We start from the raw sequence: 18,415 nt of genomic DNA on the forward strand, positions 1-18,415 counted from the left end.
CGTGACGGTCGCACGACATGCCGGAGTGGGCGATTGGAGTATGAACAGCTCTTCCGGGAGAGATCAACACCCCTCGTTCGGCGACGACTTGGCAACGCCTGGGCAAAGGGCGGGGGGAGTCTTTCTTTGCAGTTCTTTGTCTGTTTTTGGAACGTGACATAGCTAACACAGAATCAGCACAGCTTGACGAAGATCTTCACGACCTCCGTATCTTCATGCTCAATCTGTAAGCCATTGCTCACCATGTGCCATCGGAGCGACCGCATTCGATCGTGGTGACGGGGGAAAGGTCGGCCTGGCCGTGCGTACGGTGCTGTCCTGGTGCGGTCGGGGTTCGCTGGCGAGATCGCCGCGCGAACGCCTGATCCGACGCAGAGCACGAATCGGTGTCGTCGCCGGTCTGTTCCTCGCCCTCAACGTCACCCTCCTGCCCGGCGCCGCGGCCGTCGGCCCCGCCGACTCCCGCACCGCCGTCGACCTCGCCGAGGAACAGCGAACGGATCCCGTCGAGATCGACGAGAAGAAGAGCGGCGACCTGGAGGAGCTCGCCGGCACGACCACCGAGGACGTGCGGGCGTACGACCCGGATGCCGTGGCCGAGGTGCCCGCCGCATCCGGCACCAAGACCCTCGACCACCCGGCCGTGGGCGCCACCACCGAGGTCGCCAAGTCGGCCGACGGCACCATGACCATCGGTGTCGGCGCGCCCGAGGGCGCCTCCGCCGCCGACGCCGAGGCACTCAAGGGGGCCTGGAGCGTGGCCGCCGCGTCGGAGGGCGACGCGGTGGCGGGCGGTGCCCAGGGCTTCCTGCTCGCCGTCGACGCCCCCGCCACCGCCACCGGTGACGCCGTCGTCTCCATCGACGCCAGCAAGCTCGCCGAGGCCTACAGCGCCCAGTGGCTCGACCGGCTCTCCTTCAGCCTGATGCCGGCCTGCTACACCACGACGCCCGAGCTGGAGGAGTGCTCCGCCGGTATTCCGGTGACCACTGCCGTCGAGCGCACCGGTTCGACCGTCACCGTGCCGCTCGACCCGGGGGACTCCTCCGGCTCCGAACCGGACCCGGGCGAGGACGGCGCGGGCGACGAGACGGAGGAGCCCGGCGCCACCACCGCCGAGGTCCCCGAGACCTTCGTCAACGTCACCCTGGACACCGCCGATCTGAAGACCGTCGCGGCGGGTACGTCCACCGCGAACACGGCGGCGGACACCGGCGACAAGGCGGCCGTCGACTCCGCCGTGTGGCGCGGCGGCAGGGCGGCCGACGCCGTACGGCGGATCGCCGACTCCGCGAGCGGCGGACTGCTGGTGGGCGGCTCCTACGGCTCCGGCGCCGGCGGCGACTTCGGCGCGAGCCCGATCGTCTCGGCCGGGTCCTGGACGGCCGGCGGTTCCTCCGGCGCGTTCACCTACTCCTACACGATGGCCGCCCCGGAGGTCCCGTCGGGGCCGTCGCCGAACGTCACCCTCAGCTACAACTCGCAGACCTCAGACGGCCGTACGTCCGCCACCAACAACCAGGTCTCCTGGGCCGGTGAGGGCTGGGACTACAACCCCGGTTCCATCACCCGCACGTTCGTGGGCTGCGCCGCCGACACCGCGAACGCCAACAACAAGGGCCACTTCACCGGCGACCAGTGCTGGGGCTCGTACAACGCGGTCCTCTCCCTCAACGGCACCACCACCGAACTGGTCCGCGACGACACCACCAAGCAGTGGAAGAGCGCCCGCGGGGACAACCTGCGCGTGGAACTGCTCGACGCCGCCGACTACAAGACCCTGACGGGCATCAACGGCTCCGGCAACGGGGATGACAACGGGGAGTTCTGGCGGGTCACCACCAGCGACGGCACCCAGTACTACTTCGGCATGAACCGGCTGCCGGGCTGGAGTCCGGGCAAGCCCGAGACCGACTCCGTGCTCAGTGTCCCCGTCGCCGGCAACCACACCGAGGACCCCTGCCACAAGCCGGCGTTCAAGGACTCCTTCTGCGACCAGGGCTGGCGCTTCCAGCTCGACTACGTCCTCGACACCAGCGGCAACGCGATGACCCTGTGGTGGGAGAAGGAGAAGAACGCCTACGCGCAGGACATGAAGGAGGCCAAGGCCGTCGCGTACGACCGGGCCGGCTACCTCTCCCACATCGACTACGGGCAGCGCGAAGGCACCCTCTACAGCGCCGAGCCGCTCGGCCGGATGCTGTTCACCGCCAAGGAACGATGCTTCGAGGACAACTCCCTCAAGGTGGAGTGCTCCGAGGCCAACTTCGCCTCCAAGCGCTCCGACCGCACCCGCCCCTGGTTCGACACACCCGCCGACCTCGCCTGCACGAGCGGCAAGAAGTGCACGACCTACGCTCCCACCTACTGGTCGCGCAAGCGCCTCGCCTCCGTCGACGCGTGCGCCCAGCGCCAGCAGGGCGTCCGGCTGACCGAGTACAGCGTCGACGCCGACGGCAACGAGACCGGCAGCCGCAACGCCTGTGGCCTGTCAGGCGACTCGGCCACCACGACGTTGCTGTCCAAGGTCGACTCCTGGGGGCTGAAGCAGTCGTTCCCGTGGAACCTGACCGGCGAGTACACCGCGCTGTGGCTGGAGTCCGTCTCCCGCACCGGTTACGCGGTCGACGGCTCCACCCAGCGCCTCAACCCGGTCACCTTCGGCCACAACGGCCCCCCGCTGCCCAACCGGGTCAAGAACGGCTCATCCGACACCGACCCGCTCTTCGACCGGCTGCGCATCCAGGACATCGTCTCCGAGTACGGCGGCCGCACCGAGGTCCTGTACAAGGCGCCCACCGACAAGTGCCTCACCGGCTCCGGCCGTCCGGCCAAGGACAGGAACGATCAGCTCTGCTATCCCGTGTACTGGCACGCCGACGGCGAGCTGGAGGACAAGCGGATCTCCTGGTTCCACAAGTACGTCGTGGAGAAGATCACCGAGCACCCGCGTCTGGCGGGGGCCGAGGAATCCAAGGACATCACCACGACGTACACGTACGCCACCGTCGGCGACGCCGTCGACAGCGCGCTGTGGGCCAAGAACCAGGGCGAGTTCACCCGGCCCAAGAAGCGCACCTGGGACGACTGGCGCGGCTATCCGCTCGTCACCACCGTCACCTCGGCCACGGACCAGGCCGAAGGCACCGCCGGTTCCAAGTCGGTCACCCGCTACTTCCGGGGCATGGCCGACGACGTCCTCGCCGACGACACTCCCGAGAAGTCGTCCGACGACGTCAAGCGCGGCTCCAGGACGACCGACGTCACCGGCGCGGTCCTCGCCACCGACCGCAAGGCGTACGCCGGCATGGTGGCCGAGTCGCTGACCTACCCCGACGACCGGGCGGCCACCGCGTCCGGATGGATATCCCGATCCGTCAACGTCCCCGACGCCCCCGTCCGACTCGCCACCCGTAACCGCACGGACGGCCCCGACGTCACCGCCGAGCGCGTCACCCTCGGCGAGACAAGGACGATCACCAAGGCCTCAGGCAAGGGCGCGGACGGCTCCACCCTGCGCACGGTCACCACCAGGACCGAGTACGACGACACGTACGGACTGCCCACGATGGTCCGGGAGCTGGGCGACGAGGCCGATCCCAAGGACAACTCCTGCACGGCGACCTCGTACGTGCACAACACCTCGGGGACCAACTACCTCGTCGGCCTGGTCGCCCAGACCGTCACCACCACCGGCACCAGCACGTGCTCCACCGACCTCTCCAGCGCCACCGCCAAGACCGTGGTCGGCGGTTCGCGCATGTTCTACGACGGTGCGAGTTCGCACACCGCCACCCCCACCAAGGGCCTGGTCACCAAGACCGTCGCCCCGACCGGCGCGGGCACCGGCTGGCAGACCGCGAACCCCGAGTCGCGCACCGAGTACGACACCACCGGCCGGGTCGTGAAGGCCACCGATCCGACCGGCGTCGAGAGCACCACGACGTACACACCGTCCGACGGCCAGGTCTACAAGATAGAGACGGTCACGGGCCACAAGATCGTCGACGGCACAGAGACCGGCTTCCGGGAAACCACCCTCGTCGAACCCGGTCGCGGCGCCACCCTGAAGTCCACCGACGCCAACGACCGCGTCACGTCCTACGAGTACGACCCGCTCGGCCGCACCGTCGCCGCCTGGGACGCCACCCAGTCCGCCACCGACGACCCCACGGTCCGCTACGCCTACCACACCGACCCGGGCAAGCCGGTCTCCGTGGTCACCGAGTCCCTCAAGGACAACCCCACCCGCGCCGCGGGTGACGGCACCTATCAGGCGTCCACCGCGATCTACGACGGCCTCGGCCGCGAGCGGCAGACCCAGACCCCGGCGGTCGGCGGCGGCCGGCTGGTCACCGACACCCTGCACAACAACGTGGGTCAGGTGCGCTACACGCGCAACGCCTACTACATGGAGGGCGAACCCGGCACCGAACTCGTCGTCCCCAGATCCGAGTCCGAGATCCCCAACGCCACCAGCTACACCTACGACGGCCTCGGTCGGGTCCTCACCGTGACCCCGGTGCACCACTCGTACCCGCAGACCGGCGCGACCGCCATGAACGGCGACAAGCCGGTGCCGACCACGGACCGCCGCACCCGCTACGAGTACGGCCTGGACTACACGGTGATCCGCCAGCCCCAGGGCACGCCCGCCTCCCGGGTGTGGACGGACGCGCTGGGCCGCACGGTCCGCCAGGACACCTTCACCGACGCCGCCCTGACCGAGGCCGGCGCCGTCACCACGACGTACGACTACGACGTCCGCGGTGACCTGGTCACCACCACCGACGACGTCGGCAACACCCGCACCTGGACCTACGACGCGCTCGGCCGGGTCACCGACACCACCGACCCTGACACCGGCGCCACCCACACCGAGTACGACGCCTACGGGCGGGTGGACTTGGCGCGCGACGCCCGCGGCCAGACCGTCACGTACACCTACGAGCGTCTCAACCGCGTCGAAGAGGTCAGGGCGACCCCGCCGAACTCCGCCACCGCCACGCTCGTCCAGACCTACGCCTACGACACCGCGACCGGCGGCAAGGGGCAGCTCGCCTCGGCCACCCGGTACACCGACGGCAAGCCGTACACCACCGCCATCACCGGCTACACGGCCGACTACCAGCCCACCGAGATGACGCTGGCCCTGCCGCCGGGCTCCACCGCGGGCCGGACCGCCGACGGCTTCGCGACCCAGTACCGCTACCAGTACGCCTACAACGACGACGGCCAACTGGAGAAGTACACCGCCCCGGCGGCCGGCGGCCTCAGCGCCGAGGACGTCATCACCCGGTACAACGAGGCCGGCCTGCCGACCTCCGTCTCCGGCCAGGACTGGTACGCGGCCGAGACCTCCTACTCGCCCTACGGCCAGGTGCTCACCGCCACCGTCGGCGAGGCGGGCCACCGGCTGTGGCAGGAGAACACCTTCGACGAGTCCACCGGCGAACTCGCCACCAGCAGACTCGTCCGGGAGGCCGAGGACCCCGACACGACGGTGGTCCCCGACAGCGAGGTCAGCAAGCGCTCCTACGCGTACGACCCCTCGGGCAACGTCCTGTCCGTCGCCGACCGCATGGGCACGACCACCGACCGGCAGTGCTTCACCTACGACTTCATCGGTCAGCTCAAGGAGGCGTGGACCACACCGGGCGGCGGCGCCTGCACCGCCAGCGGCAAGACCACAGCCGCACCCGTCTACTCCGACGGACGGGTCAACGTCTCCTCGAACAACTCCGGCTACTGGCAGTCCTACGAGTACGACGTCCTCGGCAACCGCACGGCGAAGACCGACCACCGGGCCGACCCGACCTTCACCGACGGAAAGGTCGACACCAAGAACGACGTGGTCACCGAGTACGCCTTCGGCACCAGCGACACGGCGAAGAACGACCAGCCGCACACGTTGACCTCGTACACCACGACCTCCACGACCGCGGCCGGCGCGACCGTGAAGACCCGCTCGACGCAGACGTACGACGCGGCCGGCAGCATGAAGACGCGCTCCACCGGCGGCGACACCGCCCAGGCCATCTCCTGGACCTGGGACGGCAAGACCGAGTCCGTCAGCGGCTTCGGCGCCGACGGCTCCGGGGCCTGGGTGGGCGCCGGCGCCATGTGCCTCGACCTGGCCGGCGGCACCCCCGCCACGGGCACCGCGCTCCAGCTCTACGTCTGCAACGGCAGCAGGGCACAGAACTTCCGCGTCCAGGCCACCGACGGGGACGACAACGGCACAGTCGACAACACAGCGATCGGCTCGCTCGTCGTCGCCGGACAGTGCGCCCAGCCGAAGAGCACCGCCATCGGGTCCGCGGTCCTGATCCAGCCCTGCGACAAGAGAAGTGAGTCCCAGCGCTGGGAGACGCTGAGCACCGGCCAGATCAAGCACGGCGACTCGAAGCTGTGCCTGTCCGCGCCCGCCGCCACGTCGGGCGCCGACCTGACCCTCGCGACCTGCGACACGACGGCGGCGACCCAGCTGTGGACTCCCGCCTCGAAGACCAGCTACGTCTACGACGCCATGGGCAACCGGCTGCTGGAGCGCACCAGCGCGGGCGCGGTGCTCAGCCTGCCGGACACGAAGGTCTCCCTGACCACCACGGGCAGGGTCCGCTACGTGGAGCGCACCTACGCGGGCATCGGCGGCCCGTCCGTGACGCGCTACCTGGAGGGCACCACCGCCGCATCCGGTGTCACGGAACAGGTCTTCGCCCAGGCGACCGACCTCAACGGCACCCCGCTGGCGGAGGTCCGCCTCGACGGCGGCATGAGTGTGCGGGTGGCCAAGAAGGACCCGTGGGGCGAGGATCGCGCGGCGAACCTCGCGCCCCGCTCGCACACCGGATTCCACAGCGGCGACGACGACACCGGCACCGGCCTGACCCACCTGGGCGCCCGCGAGTACGACCCCGGCACGGGCCGTTTCATCTCGGCGGACCCGGTCCTGGACGACAGCGACCCCCTCCAGGCGAACGGCTACTCCTACGCCAACAACAACCCGGTGACACATGCCGACCCGTCCGGTCTGACGTCGTCGGCGTCCAGCTTCGACGCGTCGATCGCCGCGCTGGACGCGAAGATCGCCGACTACCAGAAGACGCTGAACCGTTCGATCGGCGACGTCATCCTGGCGACCGGCTGGGCCGTCTTCAAGGAGTTCGTCGGCTGGAACGACGTCGTCGGCTGCTTCTCCCAGGGCGACCTGTGGGCCTGCGGCAGCCTGCTGATGGACGCCATTCCGTGGACCAGCATCTTCTCCAAGGGCAAGAAGATGTGGCGTGCCTTCGAGGCGACGATGGGCGCGGTGAAGGCGTTCCGCGCGGCGAAGCGGGCCGCGGAGGTCGGCATCAAGGCGGCCCGCGCGGCGAAGGCGGCGCTGATCAAGGCGAAGAAGGCGGCGGAAGCGGCCGCGGCGGAGGCGAAGCGTAAGGCACGTGAAGCGGCCAAGGCCGCCGCGGCGGCGGCCCGGAAGAAGGCCCACACCGGCTCCACGGGGGCCCGGGGCAACCCGGTCCAGGTGAAGGCCCGGACCCAGGCCCAGCACAAGGGCTCCACGGGCGGCGGCAAGGCGGAGAACAAGTCCGGGGGATCGAGAAGCCGTTCGGGCAAGGAGGACTCGGGCGGCGGGGGCGACGGTGGTGGAGGTGGCGGCGGTGGAGGTGGCGCCGATGCCTGCACGGCGAACAGTTTCGTTCCGCAGACCCTGGTCCTGATGGCCGACGGCTCCACCAAGCCGATCAAGGACGTCAAGGCCGGCGACCGGGTCCTGGCGACGGACCCGGAAACGGGCGAGACCCGGGCGGAGACCGTCACCGCGGAGATCAAGGGCCAGGGAGTGAAGCACCTGGTCGAGGTCACCGTCGACATCGACGGCAAGAAGGATAAGAAGGGCAAGAAGACAGCCGAGGTCACTGCGACGGCCGGGCACCCGTTCTGGGTCCCCGAACTCGGCGAGTGGATCGACGCGACGGACCTGAAGGCGGGGCAGTGGCTGCGGACGGGGTCGGGAACCCTGGTCCAGATCACAGCGATCCAGCGCTGGACGGCGCTGTCTGCGACGGTCCACAACCTGACCGTCAGCAGCGCGCACACGTACTATGTGCTGGCGGGGGCTACGTCGGTCCTGGTTCACAACTGTGGTAGCAGGCCCGATGGACCGGATCCCGACGGAAATATCGTCTACCGTGCGCTGGCTGAGAATGATGACCCTGCAATGGGATTGACGGCTCGAGATCCCGGTAATGCAGGGGTCAGTCCTCTGTCGCATGTTGCCGGAAAGAAGCTGACGCCATGGATCTCGACAACCAAGAATCCCAGCATTGCATTCGATAAGTACAACCAAGGTCATGGGGTGGTTGCGATCGACCTGAGGCGCATTCCATATAGCTACGTGGATATCTCTTCTGGTCCGTTCCCGTCGAGCAGGAGGCATAGCGCCTACGCCAGGAAGGACTCAGAAGTCTTGGTCTGGCAGAATATCCCGGCGGAAGCGATCGTCGGACACTGGCCTGGAGGGTAAATATGGATGACCTGCTGGAACTCCTAGACGAAGCATGGGATGACGAGTCTGGATTTCTCGGAAAGCTCCGGTCTGGGAAATTTGATCCCGATGCTGGTGAAGCATACGTAACGCTACTTTCTCGGATCCCTCCGATCGGCGAGACTGTGGAAGCGAGACTCGTACAACTCATCTGGTTCGCACCCATGTTCATCGAGTGGCAACTGGAGCGAGCCGCCAAGAGCGAGGATGAGCTTAAGCAGCTAACTCGCGTTGCGACTCAGGTGCACGAAGCAGTGTCCAACGTTCTCGGGATTCCGTAAGCTAATTCACTTCTTCTGGCCTGCAATTAAGTACCAGGCGGTGAAGGGGAAGTGCTGCGGAAAATGTCAAACAGAGAGCCCTGCCGGACGCAGTACGGCAGGGCTCTCTGGGCGTTTGCCGGCAATGCTGACGGCAACGTCAGCGGACGGCTGCTCCGTCGGATGGCTCGTCAGGGGCGTCGTTGGCCAGGCCGAGGGCGGTGCCCAAGGTTTCGATGGCTTGGCGTTGGAGGCGGAGTCGGACGTGGGCATAGACGCCGACGGTGACGCCGATGTGGGTGTGATCGTGGCACGGCGTGGGGGTGGTTCAGCGGGCCGGCTGGGGGGTGCGGCCGGGGAAGCCCTCCTGGGAGAGGGTGAGCAGGGGACGCGCCTTGACCGCGGTCTCCTCGAACTCGTCCTCCGGGTCCGACAGGGCGACGATCGCGCCGCCGACGCCGTAGCGGACCTGCCCCGGTGTGACGACGAGCGTGCGGATGACGATGCTCAGGTCGACCGCTCCGGACAGCGAGAGGTAACCGAGTGCGCCCGAGTAGATGCCGCGCGGTCCGCCTTCGAGCCGGTCGATGATCTGCATCGTGCGCAGTTTCGGGGCGCCCGTCATCGAACCGCCGGGGAAGGCGGCCCGTACGCAGTCCACGACGCTCGCGTCGTCGCGCAGCCGCGCCCGGATGGTGCTCACCAGCTGATGGACCGTGGCGTAGCTTTCGACGTGGAACAGTTCGTCGACCGTGACCGAGCCGGTGCGGGCGGTACGGCCCAGGTCGTTGCGGACCAGATCGACGATCATGAGGTTTTCCGACCGGTCCTTCTCGCTGCCGCGCAGGTCCGCGACGAGTGCCGCGTCCTCGGCGGCGGTGGCGCCGCGCGGCCGGGTCCCCTTGATGGGCTTCGACTCGGCGACGCCCTGCGCGGACACGCGCAGGAACCGTTCCGGTGATGTGCTCAGCACGGACAGGCCGGGGCCGAAGGTGAGCAGGGCGGCGAACGGGGCGGGGCTGGTGCGGCGCAGTCGCCGGTACGCCTGCCAGGGGTCGAGGTCGCCGCTGGCCGTGATCATGTTCGTCAGGCAGACCTCGTAGGTCTCGCCCGCCCTGATCTCCTCCTGGCAGCGGTCGATCAGCCCGAGGTAGGTCTCCCGGTCGTGCCTGAGGCGGATGCCGGTCAGAGGGGCGGTGTCCGGGGCCTCGCCGGGCGGGGGCGGCTCCTCGGCGGCGAGGCGTCCGAGGCGGGCGGCCGTGGCGTCCAGCCAGGCCAGGGCCGGCGCCTCGTCGTCCTCGGCGAGGGCCAGCAGATGGGTCGTGCCCAGCAGGTGGTCGAAGACGATCGCCCGGTCGGCGAAGATCATCGCCGCGTCGGGCTCCGGGGAGCGATGAGCGCGCGCGCCGCCGCACTCGGCCTTGAGTTCGTAGCCGAGCACACCGACCCAGCCGAGTGCGAAGTCACAGGGCAGCGCGGGTACTTGGGTGTCCATCGAGCGCAGGTCGGCGTCGAGCCAGTCCAGGAAGGCGCCGCCTTCGGTGCGGGTGCCCGCGGCTGTGGTGACCGTGACGGTGCCGTGCCACACGTCGGCGGTCGCGACGCGGGCCAGCGGACCGGCCGCGTCGCCCATCATCGTGAACCGGCCGGTGACGGAGTCCCTGCGGCTGCTGTCGAGCCAGAACGCGTGGCCGCTGCCGCGGTAGAGGTGCGCGTAGACGGTCTCGCTGTCCCAGCGGGTCGGCAGTTGCCGGGTGAGAACCCTGAGCCGGCGCCGCGGCGCCGCCGGGCGGCCCGGCCGGGCCCGGCGCGCGGCGGCCGGACGGACGGGCAGGCCGCGGCGGGCCCGGTGTTCGCGGGTCAGCCGGGTGAAGTTGGCGAGTATCTCGTGCCCGTACTCGGTGGATATGGACTCCGGATGGAATTGCACGCCCCACAGCGGGCGTCGGCGGTGCCGCAGTGCCATGAGCACACCGTCCGGGGTGCGGGCGGTGGCCTCCAGTTCCTCGGGCAGGTCCGTGGCGGCGAGCGAGTGGTAGCGCACCGCCTGGAACCCGTCGGGAAGGCCGGCGAACAGATCCGTGCCGTCGTGCAGGACGGGCGAGAGCCGGCCGTGCCACGGTTCCGCGGCCCGGCCGACGGTGGCCCCGTGCCACAGGGCCAGGGCCTGGTGGCCGAGGCAGACGCCCAGCACCGGCAGGGTGCCGTGCTCGACGACCTCGCGGCAGATGCCGACGTCGCCGGCGCGCACGGGGGTGCCCGGGCCGGGGGAGAGGATGACGTTGTCGTACGTGTCGAGCACCCCGGGGTGCCAGGTGGGGTCGTCGTTGCGGATCACGGTCGGTTCGACACCCGTCACCTGGGCGACGTAATGGGCGAGGTTGAAGGTGAAGGAGTCGTAGTTGTCGACGATCAGCGTGCGCACGTCTGCTCCGGTGGTCAGTGGGCCGCGGCCGGTCAGCCTGCCGCGGTGATCAGTTCAAGCAGCGTGTACTCGATGTCCTCCGTGCCCTCCCGCACGGTCGCCGAGGCGATCGGGCGCAGGTCCCTGCCGTCGTCGGCGACGCTGTGGCGCAGCGTCGCGAGGTCGCCGCGGCTGGAGAAGTGCAGGAGCACCCGGCCCCCTTCGGTCAGACGCCGCGGGGCCTCGCGCAGATAGCGCAGGTGCGCTTCGTAGCCCGGGTCCACATAGGCCCGCTCGTGGATGTCGCGGTGCCGGTAACCGGGCGGGGCCAGCACGAAGTTGGAGTGCCAGTACACGGTGTCGAAGCGGTCCGCTTCGGGAAGGTGTGCGAACAGGTCGCTGCGCAGGGCCCGCACCCGTCCGGCGACGCCGTGGCGCGCCGCGTTCAGCTCGGTGTTGCGGACCGCGTGCGGGTTGATGTCGGCGGCGACGACACGGTCGCAGCCGGCGAGGGCCGCCGAGACGGCGATGACGCCGGTGCCGCAGCCGATCTCCAGGAAGGAACCGGAGGGCGGCCGGCCGGACCCGGTGAGGCCGAGGAGGTCCATGGCCACACCGGTCGACGGGGAAAAGGGCGGGGCGAACACCTCGTCCAGCAGGTCCCACTGCCGGCCGTGCAGCGTGAAGACCTCCGGGCGGTCCTCGCGGCTGCGTGCGGCCCTGCTGCGGGCGAGCGAGCGTTCGTAACTGCGGACGCCCTTCATGGGTCCCCTCCCTGGGTTCGCGGGCGCGTAGCCCCCGCCTCCTGCGCACCGCGATCCATCGCGCCTGCCATTGTGTGCAAGGTAATGACCACGCAAAAGGTGGTCTCATGACAAGGTTGACGGTCCCTTGTAGTGCTCGCGTCACCACTGGGCGTCACGGCCCACCGCCCTTGGAGAGGAAGGACCATGTCCCCAGCGTCCCGCCGGCTTCCCACGGTGATGGATGTCCTGACCGCACTCGCCGAGCAAGGAGCCGCACACCGACTGGACGAACTGCTCCTGGACGCAAGGACGCTCGGCGCGAGCACGCAGCAGATGCGGGAACTGGAGCAGGCGGTCGCGCTCGGCTCGTCCGTCCTGGACCGGTTCGCGCAGGCCCAGGACAGGGAGGCGACGCTGGTCTCGCTCGTGGACACCTCCCGTGATCTGGCCGAGGCGATGGCCGAGAGCGTGCAGGGCACCCTGCGCACCGCGGCGCAGCGGGCCCGCCGACTGCTCCGGGTCGATCTGGCCTATCTGGGTCTGCACGAGCAGGCCGACGGGTCGATCACGGTCGTGGCGTCGGAGGGCGACGTGACGGCGCTGAACATAGGGCTGCGGGTCACCGCCCCGTTCGGGATCGGGCGCGCCGCCCTGGACAAGGGGGCACCGTTCTCCACCTCCGACTATCTGGCCGACCCCTCCATCGAGCACTCGGAGGAGATCGACGAGGTGGTGCGCGCGGAGGGCCTGCGCGGGATGGTGGCCGTGCCGTTCCGGGCCTCCGGCGGGGTGTCGGGAGCCCTGTACGCCGCGCATCGCGAGGTGCGCTGGTTCACCGCCCAGGAGATCAGCTCGCTGTCCACGCTCGCCTCCCTGACCGCGACCACGATCGGCACGGCCCGGCTGATCGAGTCGCTCGGTGCGCAGAAGGCGGAACTGGAGAGCGACGGCGCCCAGGCGTGGTCCATCGTCGGCGCGCACCGCCGGATGGAGGCGGCGTACGACCATCTGCTCACCCTGGTGGACGACGGCAGCGCGCTGGAGACGATCACCGAGGTGGCGGCGACCGCGCTGGGCGGGGCGCTGGCGGTGCGCGAGCTGGGCGGCGAACTGCTCGCCGCGCACGGCCGGCTGCCCGAGTACGAGGACGAGATCCTGACCCAGCGCAGTCTCGACGCGATGGCGGCGGGCGAACCGGTGCCGATGGACGACGGGGCGTGGGTGGCCCCGGTCACCGGCGGCGGCGATCCGCTGGGCACGGTGCTGTTCCTGCCGGACACGCCGTTCACCGGGCAGCGGGGTCCGCGCGCGCTGCGGATGGTGGTGAGGACGATCGCGCTGTCCCTGCTGCGCGACCGGAACCGGGCGACGGCCGAGGGGCGGTCCCGTGACGCCCTGTTCGAGGCGCTGCTGGCACCGGACTCCACGGGACTTGCGTGGCGGCAGCTGGGGGAGCAGGCGAGCCGGCTCGGGATCGCGCCCGAGACGCCGTACGTCGTGGTCGTGGCGCGTCCGGAGGGCGGTTCGCTGCGGCGGGCGACCGCGTGGGCGACGTCGTACGCGCATCGCAAGCAGGGACTGAAGAGCGTACGGGGCGACTGTCTGTCGTTGCTGCTGCCCGGCGGTGACGCGGCGGCCGCCGCGCAGGCCGCGCACAAGGAGCTGTCGCCGCTGGTGGGCGTGCCGGTGACGGTGGGGGCCGCGGGACCGCGGACGGGCCTGCTGGAGGTGGCGGGGCTGCACGCCGACGCCCAGCGCTGTCTGACCGCGCTGACCGAACTCGGCAGCCAGGGGAGTGTCGCCACTCCGGAACAACTGGGCTTTCTGGGCGTGCTGTTGACGGATGTGCTGAGTGTTCCGTCGTATGTGGAGTCGGTGCTCGGACCGGTGCTGGCCCACGACGAACAGCGCTACACGGAGTTCGCCCGCACCCTGGAGGTGTACTTCGCGGCCGGGGCGAGCCCGCGGCGGGCGGCGCGCGTGCTGCACATCCACCCGAACACGGTCGCCCGCCGCCTCGACCGCATCACCGAACTGCTCGGGGAGAACTGGCAGGAGCCGGGGCGCACCCTGGAGATCCAGCTGGCGCTGCGGCTGCACCGGACGCGCAACACGCTGCTCGGCCGGCTGCCGCGCACGGCACGGCGTCAGGCGGACAGCGGCAACGCGTAGGAGGTGTCCGCGACGGAGGCCGCCAACACCGTGTGGGCCACCGAGGCGAGGGTCATGTGCCGGTGCCAGCCCGGGAAGGAGCGGCCCTCGAAGTCGCGCAGGCCGGCGCGGTCGCCCAGCGGCTCGCCGTCGACGCGGACCCGGGCCGCGTACTTGGTCAGGCGCAGCAGCGTGCCCGCGGAGGCGCCGCGCACCCAGGTCAGCCACAGGGCCGCGGGCGGGCGCCGCGGATCGGTCCACTCGCCGAGCAGCAGCAACCGGTGCCCGGCGGCGGCACGGCCCACGCGGACCGGGACGGCGGCCACCAGGGAGCTGCGGCGCACCGGGGTGCGGCCGGGGTCGGGCCAGGTCACCGGGCGGCGCAGCCCGCGCAGCGCCTGGAGGATCTGCCCGGCGGGCAGCGGTCCCGCCCCGGCGCCCGGCAGCGCGGGGTCCGCGACGGCGAGCGGGGTGCGTGCGGTGATCCGGGCGAGGAAGGGCACACCGGCCCGGGTGAACGCGTCGGCGACGGCGCCGGGCCTGGCCGGTATGTGATCGAGCGCCACCGGTCGTCCCGTGGTGCGGCCCGCGCCGCCGATCGCCAGGGAGACGGCGCACTCGTCCAGGTCCTCCGGTGCGGCGGACGCGGGTATCTCGGCGCGGGCGCGTCGCGGGGCCTCGCTCAGCCAGCTGTCCGGCAGGTGCAGCCGCCAGTCGACGGGCGCGGCCAGTTGCTCGTCGGCGCACCACAGGCCGAACGCCAACTGGCCGTGCAGGGACTGGCCGAGCCCGGGCACATAGAGCCGGTCCACGCCGACCGAGTGGGTGCCCGCCTTGGGTATCGGCAGGGCCCGCACCGTCCACACGTGCCGCGGGGCGCGTTCGGCCAGCGTCTCGGCGAGCGCCGTGCGTACCGGGGCCCAGTCCCAGGTCGAACTGGTGATGAAGTGGTGCAGGCTCTGTTCCGTGGCGCCGTCGCCCGCGCCGCTGAGCGAAGCGGAGATGTTGCGCACCGATTTGCGGCCCTCGGTGGCGAGCAGCCCCGTGAGGTAGAGCTCCGCCTTGGTGCGCTGGTCACGACGGCGCAGGGACGCGAAGAGCCTGGAGGACAGTCCGGGTCCGGCGGATGCGATCACGATGCTTCTTCTCCCGCTGTCACAGGGGTACGGTCACCACGCGATGTGTGTCTCCACCGTCGGTGCCGCAGCCCGCTCGGCGGGAGGGCCGCCGACCACACACTTCGGTGCCCCGCTCGTTGTCCAGGTCACCAGGGAGCGCCGCTGACCTGGGAAAACGTCCGGTGCTCCGGTGACATGACACAGTCGGTGCGAGTCGATCGGGAGGACGCCCCAAGGCTCATAGCGTGGGCGGATGGACCGAGAACCGTCCCGTCCGCCGGCCCGGGAACTCACCGTGGGGGAGCTGGCGGCACGCAGCGGCGTGCGCCCCTCGGCACTGCGTTTCTACGAGCGCGAGGGGCTGATCCACAGCCGTCGTACGGGCGGCAACCAGCGGCGCTACCGTCGGGACACGCTGCGCCGGGTCGCCGTCATCAGGACCGCGCAGGCGGTGGGTATCTCGCTGGCCGCGATCCGGGAGGCGTTCGCCGAACTGCCGGAGGGCCGCACGCCCACCCGGGAGGACTGGGCCAGACTGGCCCGGTCCTGGCAGCCGGAACTGGACGCCCGTATCCGCCAGTTGCGGGCGTTGCAGCAGCGGTTGACGGAGTGCATCGGCTGCGGCTGCCTGTCGCTGGAACACTGCGCGCTGTCCAATCCGCACGATGTGCTCAGCCGGCAGGGCCCGGGGGCGCGACGGCTGCCGTGATGTGCCCGGCGGCACGGGCGGCGGCACGGACGTCGTCGGTCAGACGGGCGAGGTCCGCGGAGCGCCCGGCCGCCGCACGGCAGGACTCCGGGTCGCGCACGGCCGCGGCGAACGCGGCGACGGCCGCCGCGCACTGGTCGGCCGCGGGCAGCGCGATGCCGCGGACGGCGCCGTCCCGCTCCACCGTCACATCGGGCCGGTGGTCCGCGGGCGGGGTGAACGCCCGGTCGACGGTGATACGTCCCCGGGTGCCCCACAGTTCGTAGCGGGACGTGTAGGCGTGCTCCATCCCGAAGGACAGCTGGGCGCACACCCCGTCCGCGCGGCGCAGCAGCACCGAGCCCTCGACGTCGACACCGGTGGGGCCCTGACGCAGGGCGGCTCCGACGACGGCGAGGCCGGTGCCGAGGAAGTGCTGCGCGGCCTTGAGCGGATAGACGCCGACGTCCAGCAGGGCGCCGCCGCCGAGGTCCGGCCGGTGGCGGATGTCGTCGGCGGGGCGCGGCGGGATCGCGAACGCGGCGGACATCTGCCGGAGTTCACCGATCTCGTCCCGGAGCAGGCGGCGCACCCGGGCGTGCTGCGGATGGTGCACGAACAGGAAGTTCTCCACGAGGGCGAGCCCGCGCCCCTCGGCCCGCCGCACGGCCTCCCGGGTGAGGCCGGCGCCGGTGGTGAGGGGCTTCTCCGCCAGCACATGGCGCCCCGCGTCCAGGGCGCGCAGCACCCACTCGGCGTGCAGCGCGTTCGGCAGCGGGATGTACACGGCATCCAGGCCCGGGAAGTCCAGCAGCCGTTCATAGCCGCCTACGGGGCTGCCGCCGAAGCGCGCGGCGACCTCGCGGGCCGCCGCCGGGCGGCGGCTGGCGACGGCGGCCAGTTCGATGTCCGGGCTGCCGGCCATGGCGGGCAGCATGCGGCGCAGCGCGAACTCGGCGCAGCCCATGACCCCCACGCGTACGGGCCGCTGCGGTCTCATGCGATGAACCCCATGCAGGTCAGCAGGTTGCGTGTCTCCACGTTGAGCAGTCCCCCGTACTGGTTGATCCGGGCCAGCTGGCCGCAGGTCGCCCAGTGGAAGCCGTCGGGGACGTCGACGGGGAAGTCGTCGGGGACCTCGACGGCCCGGTAGCGGTTGCGGGCGTGGTAGAAGCGGCCGCCCTCCTCGGAGTGCACCACGTCGAACAGGACCCGCTCGGGGTGTGCGGACAGGACGGTGTCGAGGTAGCGGGGGCGCACCCCGTCGGCGAGGTGCGCGTAGTTGCCCGGGCTGCACTGCACGGTCGGGGCGATCTCGACGCCGTCCGGGGTGCCGGCCTCGGCCCTGGCCTGGACGAGGACGTGCGGGACACCGTCGATCCGGCGGACGACGAAGGCGACGACGCCCTCGCCACAGGGCGCGAGCATCGGCTGGGACCAGTGCGCGACCTCGCGGTTCTCGGCCCGTACGTCGACGCCGACGACACGGAAGTAGCGGTCGTGCTCGTGCCGCAGTTCCTCGTCGGTCAGCCGCCAGCCCTCGGTCTTGGCGAGCGGCACGGTGCGGCGCGTCGTGCGGTCCATGGTCTTGTGGTGGGTCAGCCAGTTGAGCAGGTCCGCCAGGGTGTGGGCGGGGGCGCCGCGGAAACGCCCGCCCGCGGGCAGCAGCGCGTCCGGCAGGTGCGACAGAACGGTACGGGTGTCCATGTTGACCAGGTCGTGCACCTTCAGCAGGTCGCCGATCTGGTCGAGGGAGAGCCAGCAGAAGTCGTCGAGGACCGGGATGTCGTCGTCGATCAGCAGGACGATGTTGCGGTTGCGTTTGGCCAGGAACCACGAGCCCTGTTCGCTCTGCAGCGCGTCGGCCAGCGGGCGGCCGTGCCCGCGCGCGATGAACAGCTCCAGGTAGGGCACCGCGCGCCCGCGGTGCACGCGGGTGTAGTTGCTCCGGGTCGCCTGCACCGTCGGGGAGAGCTGGAGGGTGTTGATGTTGCCCGGCTCCATCTTGGCCTGGAGCAGGCAGTGCGGCACACCGTCGAACTCCTTGACCAGGATGCCGAGGACACCGTGTTCCGGCTGGTTGATGATCGGCTGCTGCCAGTGCCCGACCTCGCGTCCCGAGCCGGTCACGTCCAGGCCGTGCACCGTGAAGAAGCGGCCGCTGGTGTGGTGGAGATCGCCGGTGACCGGGTCCGCGGCCCAGCCGTCCAGCCGGTTCAGCGGCGCGGGGATCACCCGATACTCGTTCGCTTCGTGACGTTTCGCAAGCCAGTGGTGGAAGTCCGCCAGGTCCGTGAACACCATCGCACTCTCCTCGGGAGACCGTCGTGGGCCGGCCGGCCAGGGCAGGCCCCGGCCGTCGGGACCCAGGCTCGCCCACGGCCCTAGAGACTTCCTGACGGGAATCTGGGCCCCCGACCGACCTGACGAAGTGCGCGAGCCGCGCTGGACCTCAACCGAACTTGACCTTCTACGTTCGGTGCTGTCCGCGTCACATCCG

The 18,415-nt window shown here is 70.7% G+C and carries 9 protein-coding genes; 4 read left to right on the top strand and 5 right to left on the bottom strand.

The window, feature by feature from the left end:
• Nucleotides 1-301: 301 nt before the first annotated feature.
• Nucleotides 302-8,527, top strand: coding sequence for a ricin-type beta-trefoil lectin domain protein (locus tag ACIRFL_RS34170; protein WP_404036425.1), 8,226 nt, complete (start codon nt 302-304; stop codon nt 8,525-8,527).
• Nucleotides 8,528-8,529: 2 nt separating this feature from the next.
• A complete protein-coding gene (locus tag ACIRFL_RS34175; RefSeq protein WP_404036427.1) occupies nt 8,530-8,829 on the top strand; it encodes a hypothetical protein in 300 nt (99 codons plus the stop codon).
• A gap of 307 nt (nt 8,830-9,136) precedes the next feature.
• On the opposite strand, the gene pabB is transcribed toward ACIRFL_RS34175, so the two are convergent.
• Nucleotides 9,137-11,233 carry an aminodeoxychorismate synthase component I gene (gene pabB / locus ACIRFL_RS34180; protein WP_404036429.1) on the bottom strand — a complete coding sequence of 699 codons (2,097 nt, stop codon included), beginning with the start codon at nt 11,231-11,233 and terminating at the stop codon, nt 9,137-9,139.
• 32 nt (nt 11,234-11,265) lie between these two features.
• Nucleotides 11,266-11,976: a methyltransferase domain-containing protein gene (locus ACIRFL_RS34185; RefSeq protein WP_404036431.1), complete on the bottom strand. Its 711-nt coding sequence runs from the start codon at nt 11,974-11,976 to the stop codon at nt 11,266-11,268.
• 186 nt (nt 11,977-12,162) lie between these two features.
• Here ACIRFL_RS34185 and ACIRFL_RS34190 point away from each other — a divergent pair, with 186 nt between their 5' ends.
• The gene (locus tag ACIRFL_RS34190; protein WP_404036433.1) at nt 12,163-14,130 is read left to right on the top strand and encodes a helix-turn-helix domain-containing protein; all 1,968 of its coding nucleotides are present in this window, start codon (nt 12,163-12,165) and stop codon (nt 14,128-14,130) included.
• On the opposite strand, the gene ACIRFL_RS34195 is transcribed toward ACIRFL_RS34190, so the two are convergent.
• Nucleotides 14,106-15,245, bottom strand: coding sequence for an IS701 family transposase (locus tag ACIRFL_RS34195; RefSeq protein ID WP_404036435.1), 1,140 nt, complete (start codon nt 15,243-15,245; stop codon nt 14,106-14,108). The genes ACIRFL_RS34190 and ACIRFL_RS34195 overlap by 25 nt on opposite strands.
• A gap of 235 nt (nt 15,246-15,480) precedes the next feature.
• On the opposite strand from ACIRFL_RS34195, the gene soxR reads away from it, so the two are divergent.
• Complete coding sequence (soxR, locus tag ACIRFL_RS34200) at nt 15,481-15,936, top strand: redox-sensitive transcriptional activator SoxR (protein ID WP_404036438.1); 456 nt, start codon at nt 15,481-15,483, stop codon at nt 15,934-15,936.
• Here soxR and ACIRFL_RS34205 read toward each other — a convergent pair.
• Together ACIRFL_RS34205 and ACIRFL_RS34210 are read right to left on the bottom strand one after the other, a co-directional pair.
• Nucleotides 15,899-16,915 carry a Gfo/Idh/MocA family protein gene (locus tag ACIRFL_RS34205; protein ID WP_404036441.1) on the bottom strand — a complete coding sequence of 339 codons (1,017 nt, stop codon included), beginning with the start codon at nt 16,913-16,915 and terminating at the stop codon, nt 15,899-15,901. The genes soxR and ACIRFL_RS34205 overlap by 38 nt on opposite strands.
• Entirely contained in the window at nt 16,912-18,219 is a 1,308-nt protein-coding gene (locus tag ACIRFL_RS34210; RefSeq protein ID WP_404036444.1) for an NDP-hexose 2,3-dehydratase family protein, read from the bottom strand. Before ACIRFL_RS34210 ends, ACIRFL_RS34205 begins: the two co-directional genes overlap by 4 nt.
• Between the last annotated feature and the right edge of the window lie 196 nt (nt 18,220-18,415).

Source organism: Streptomyces sp. NPDC102462, from assembly GCF_044765425.1.
Lineage (GTDB): Bacteria > Actinomycetota > Actinomycetes > Streptomycetales > Streptomycetaceae > Streptomyces.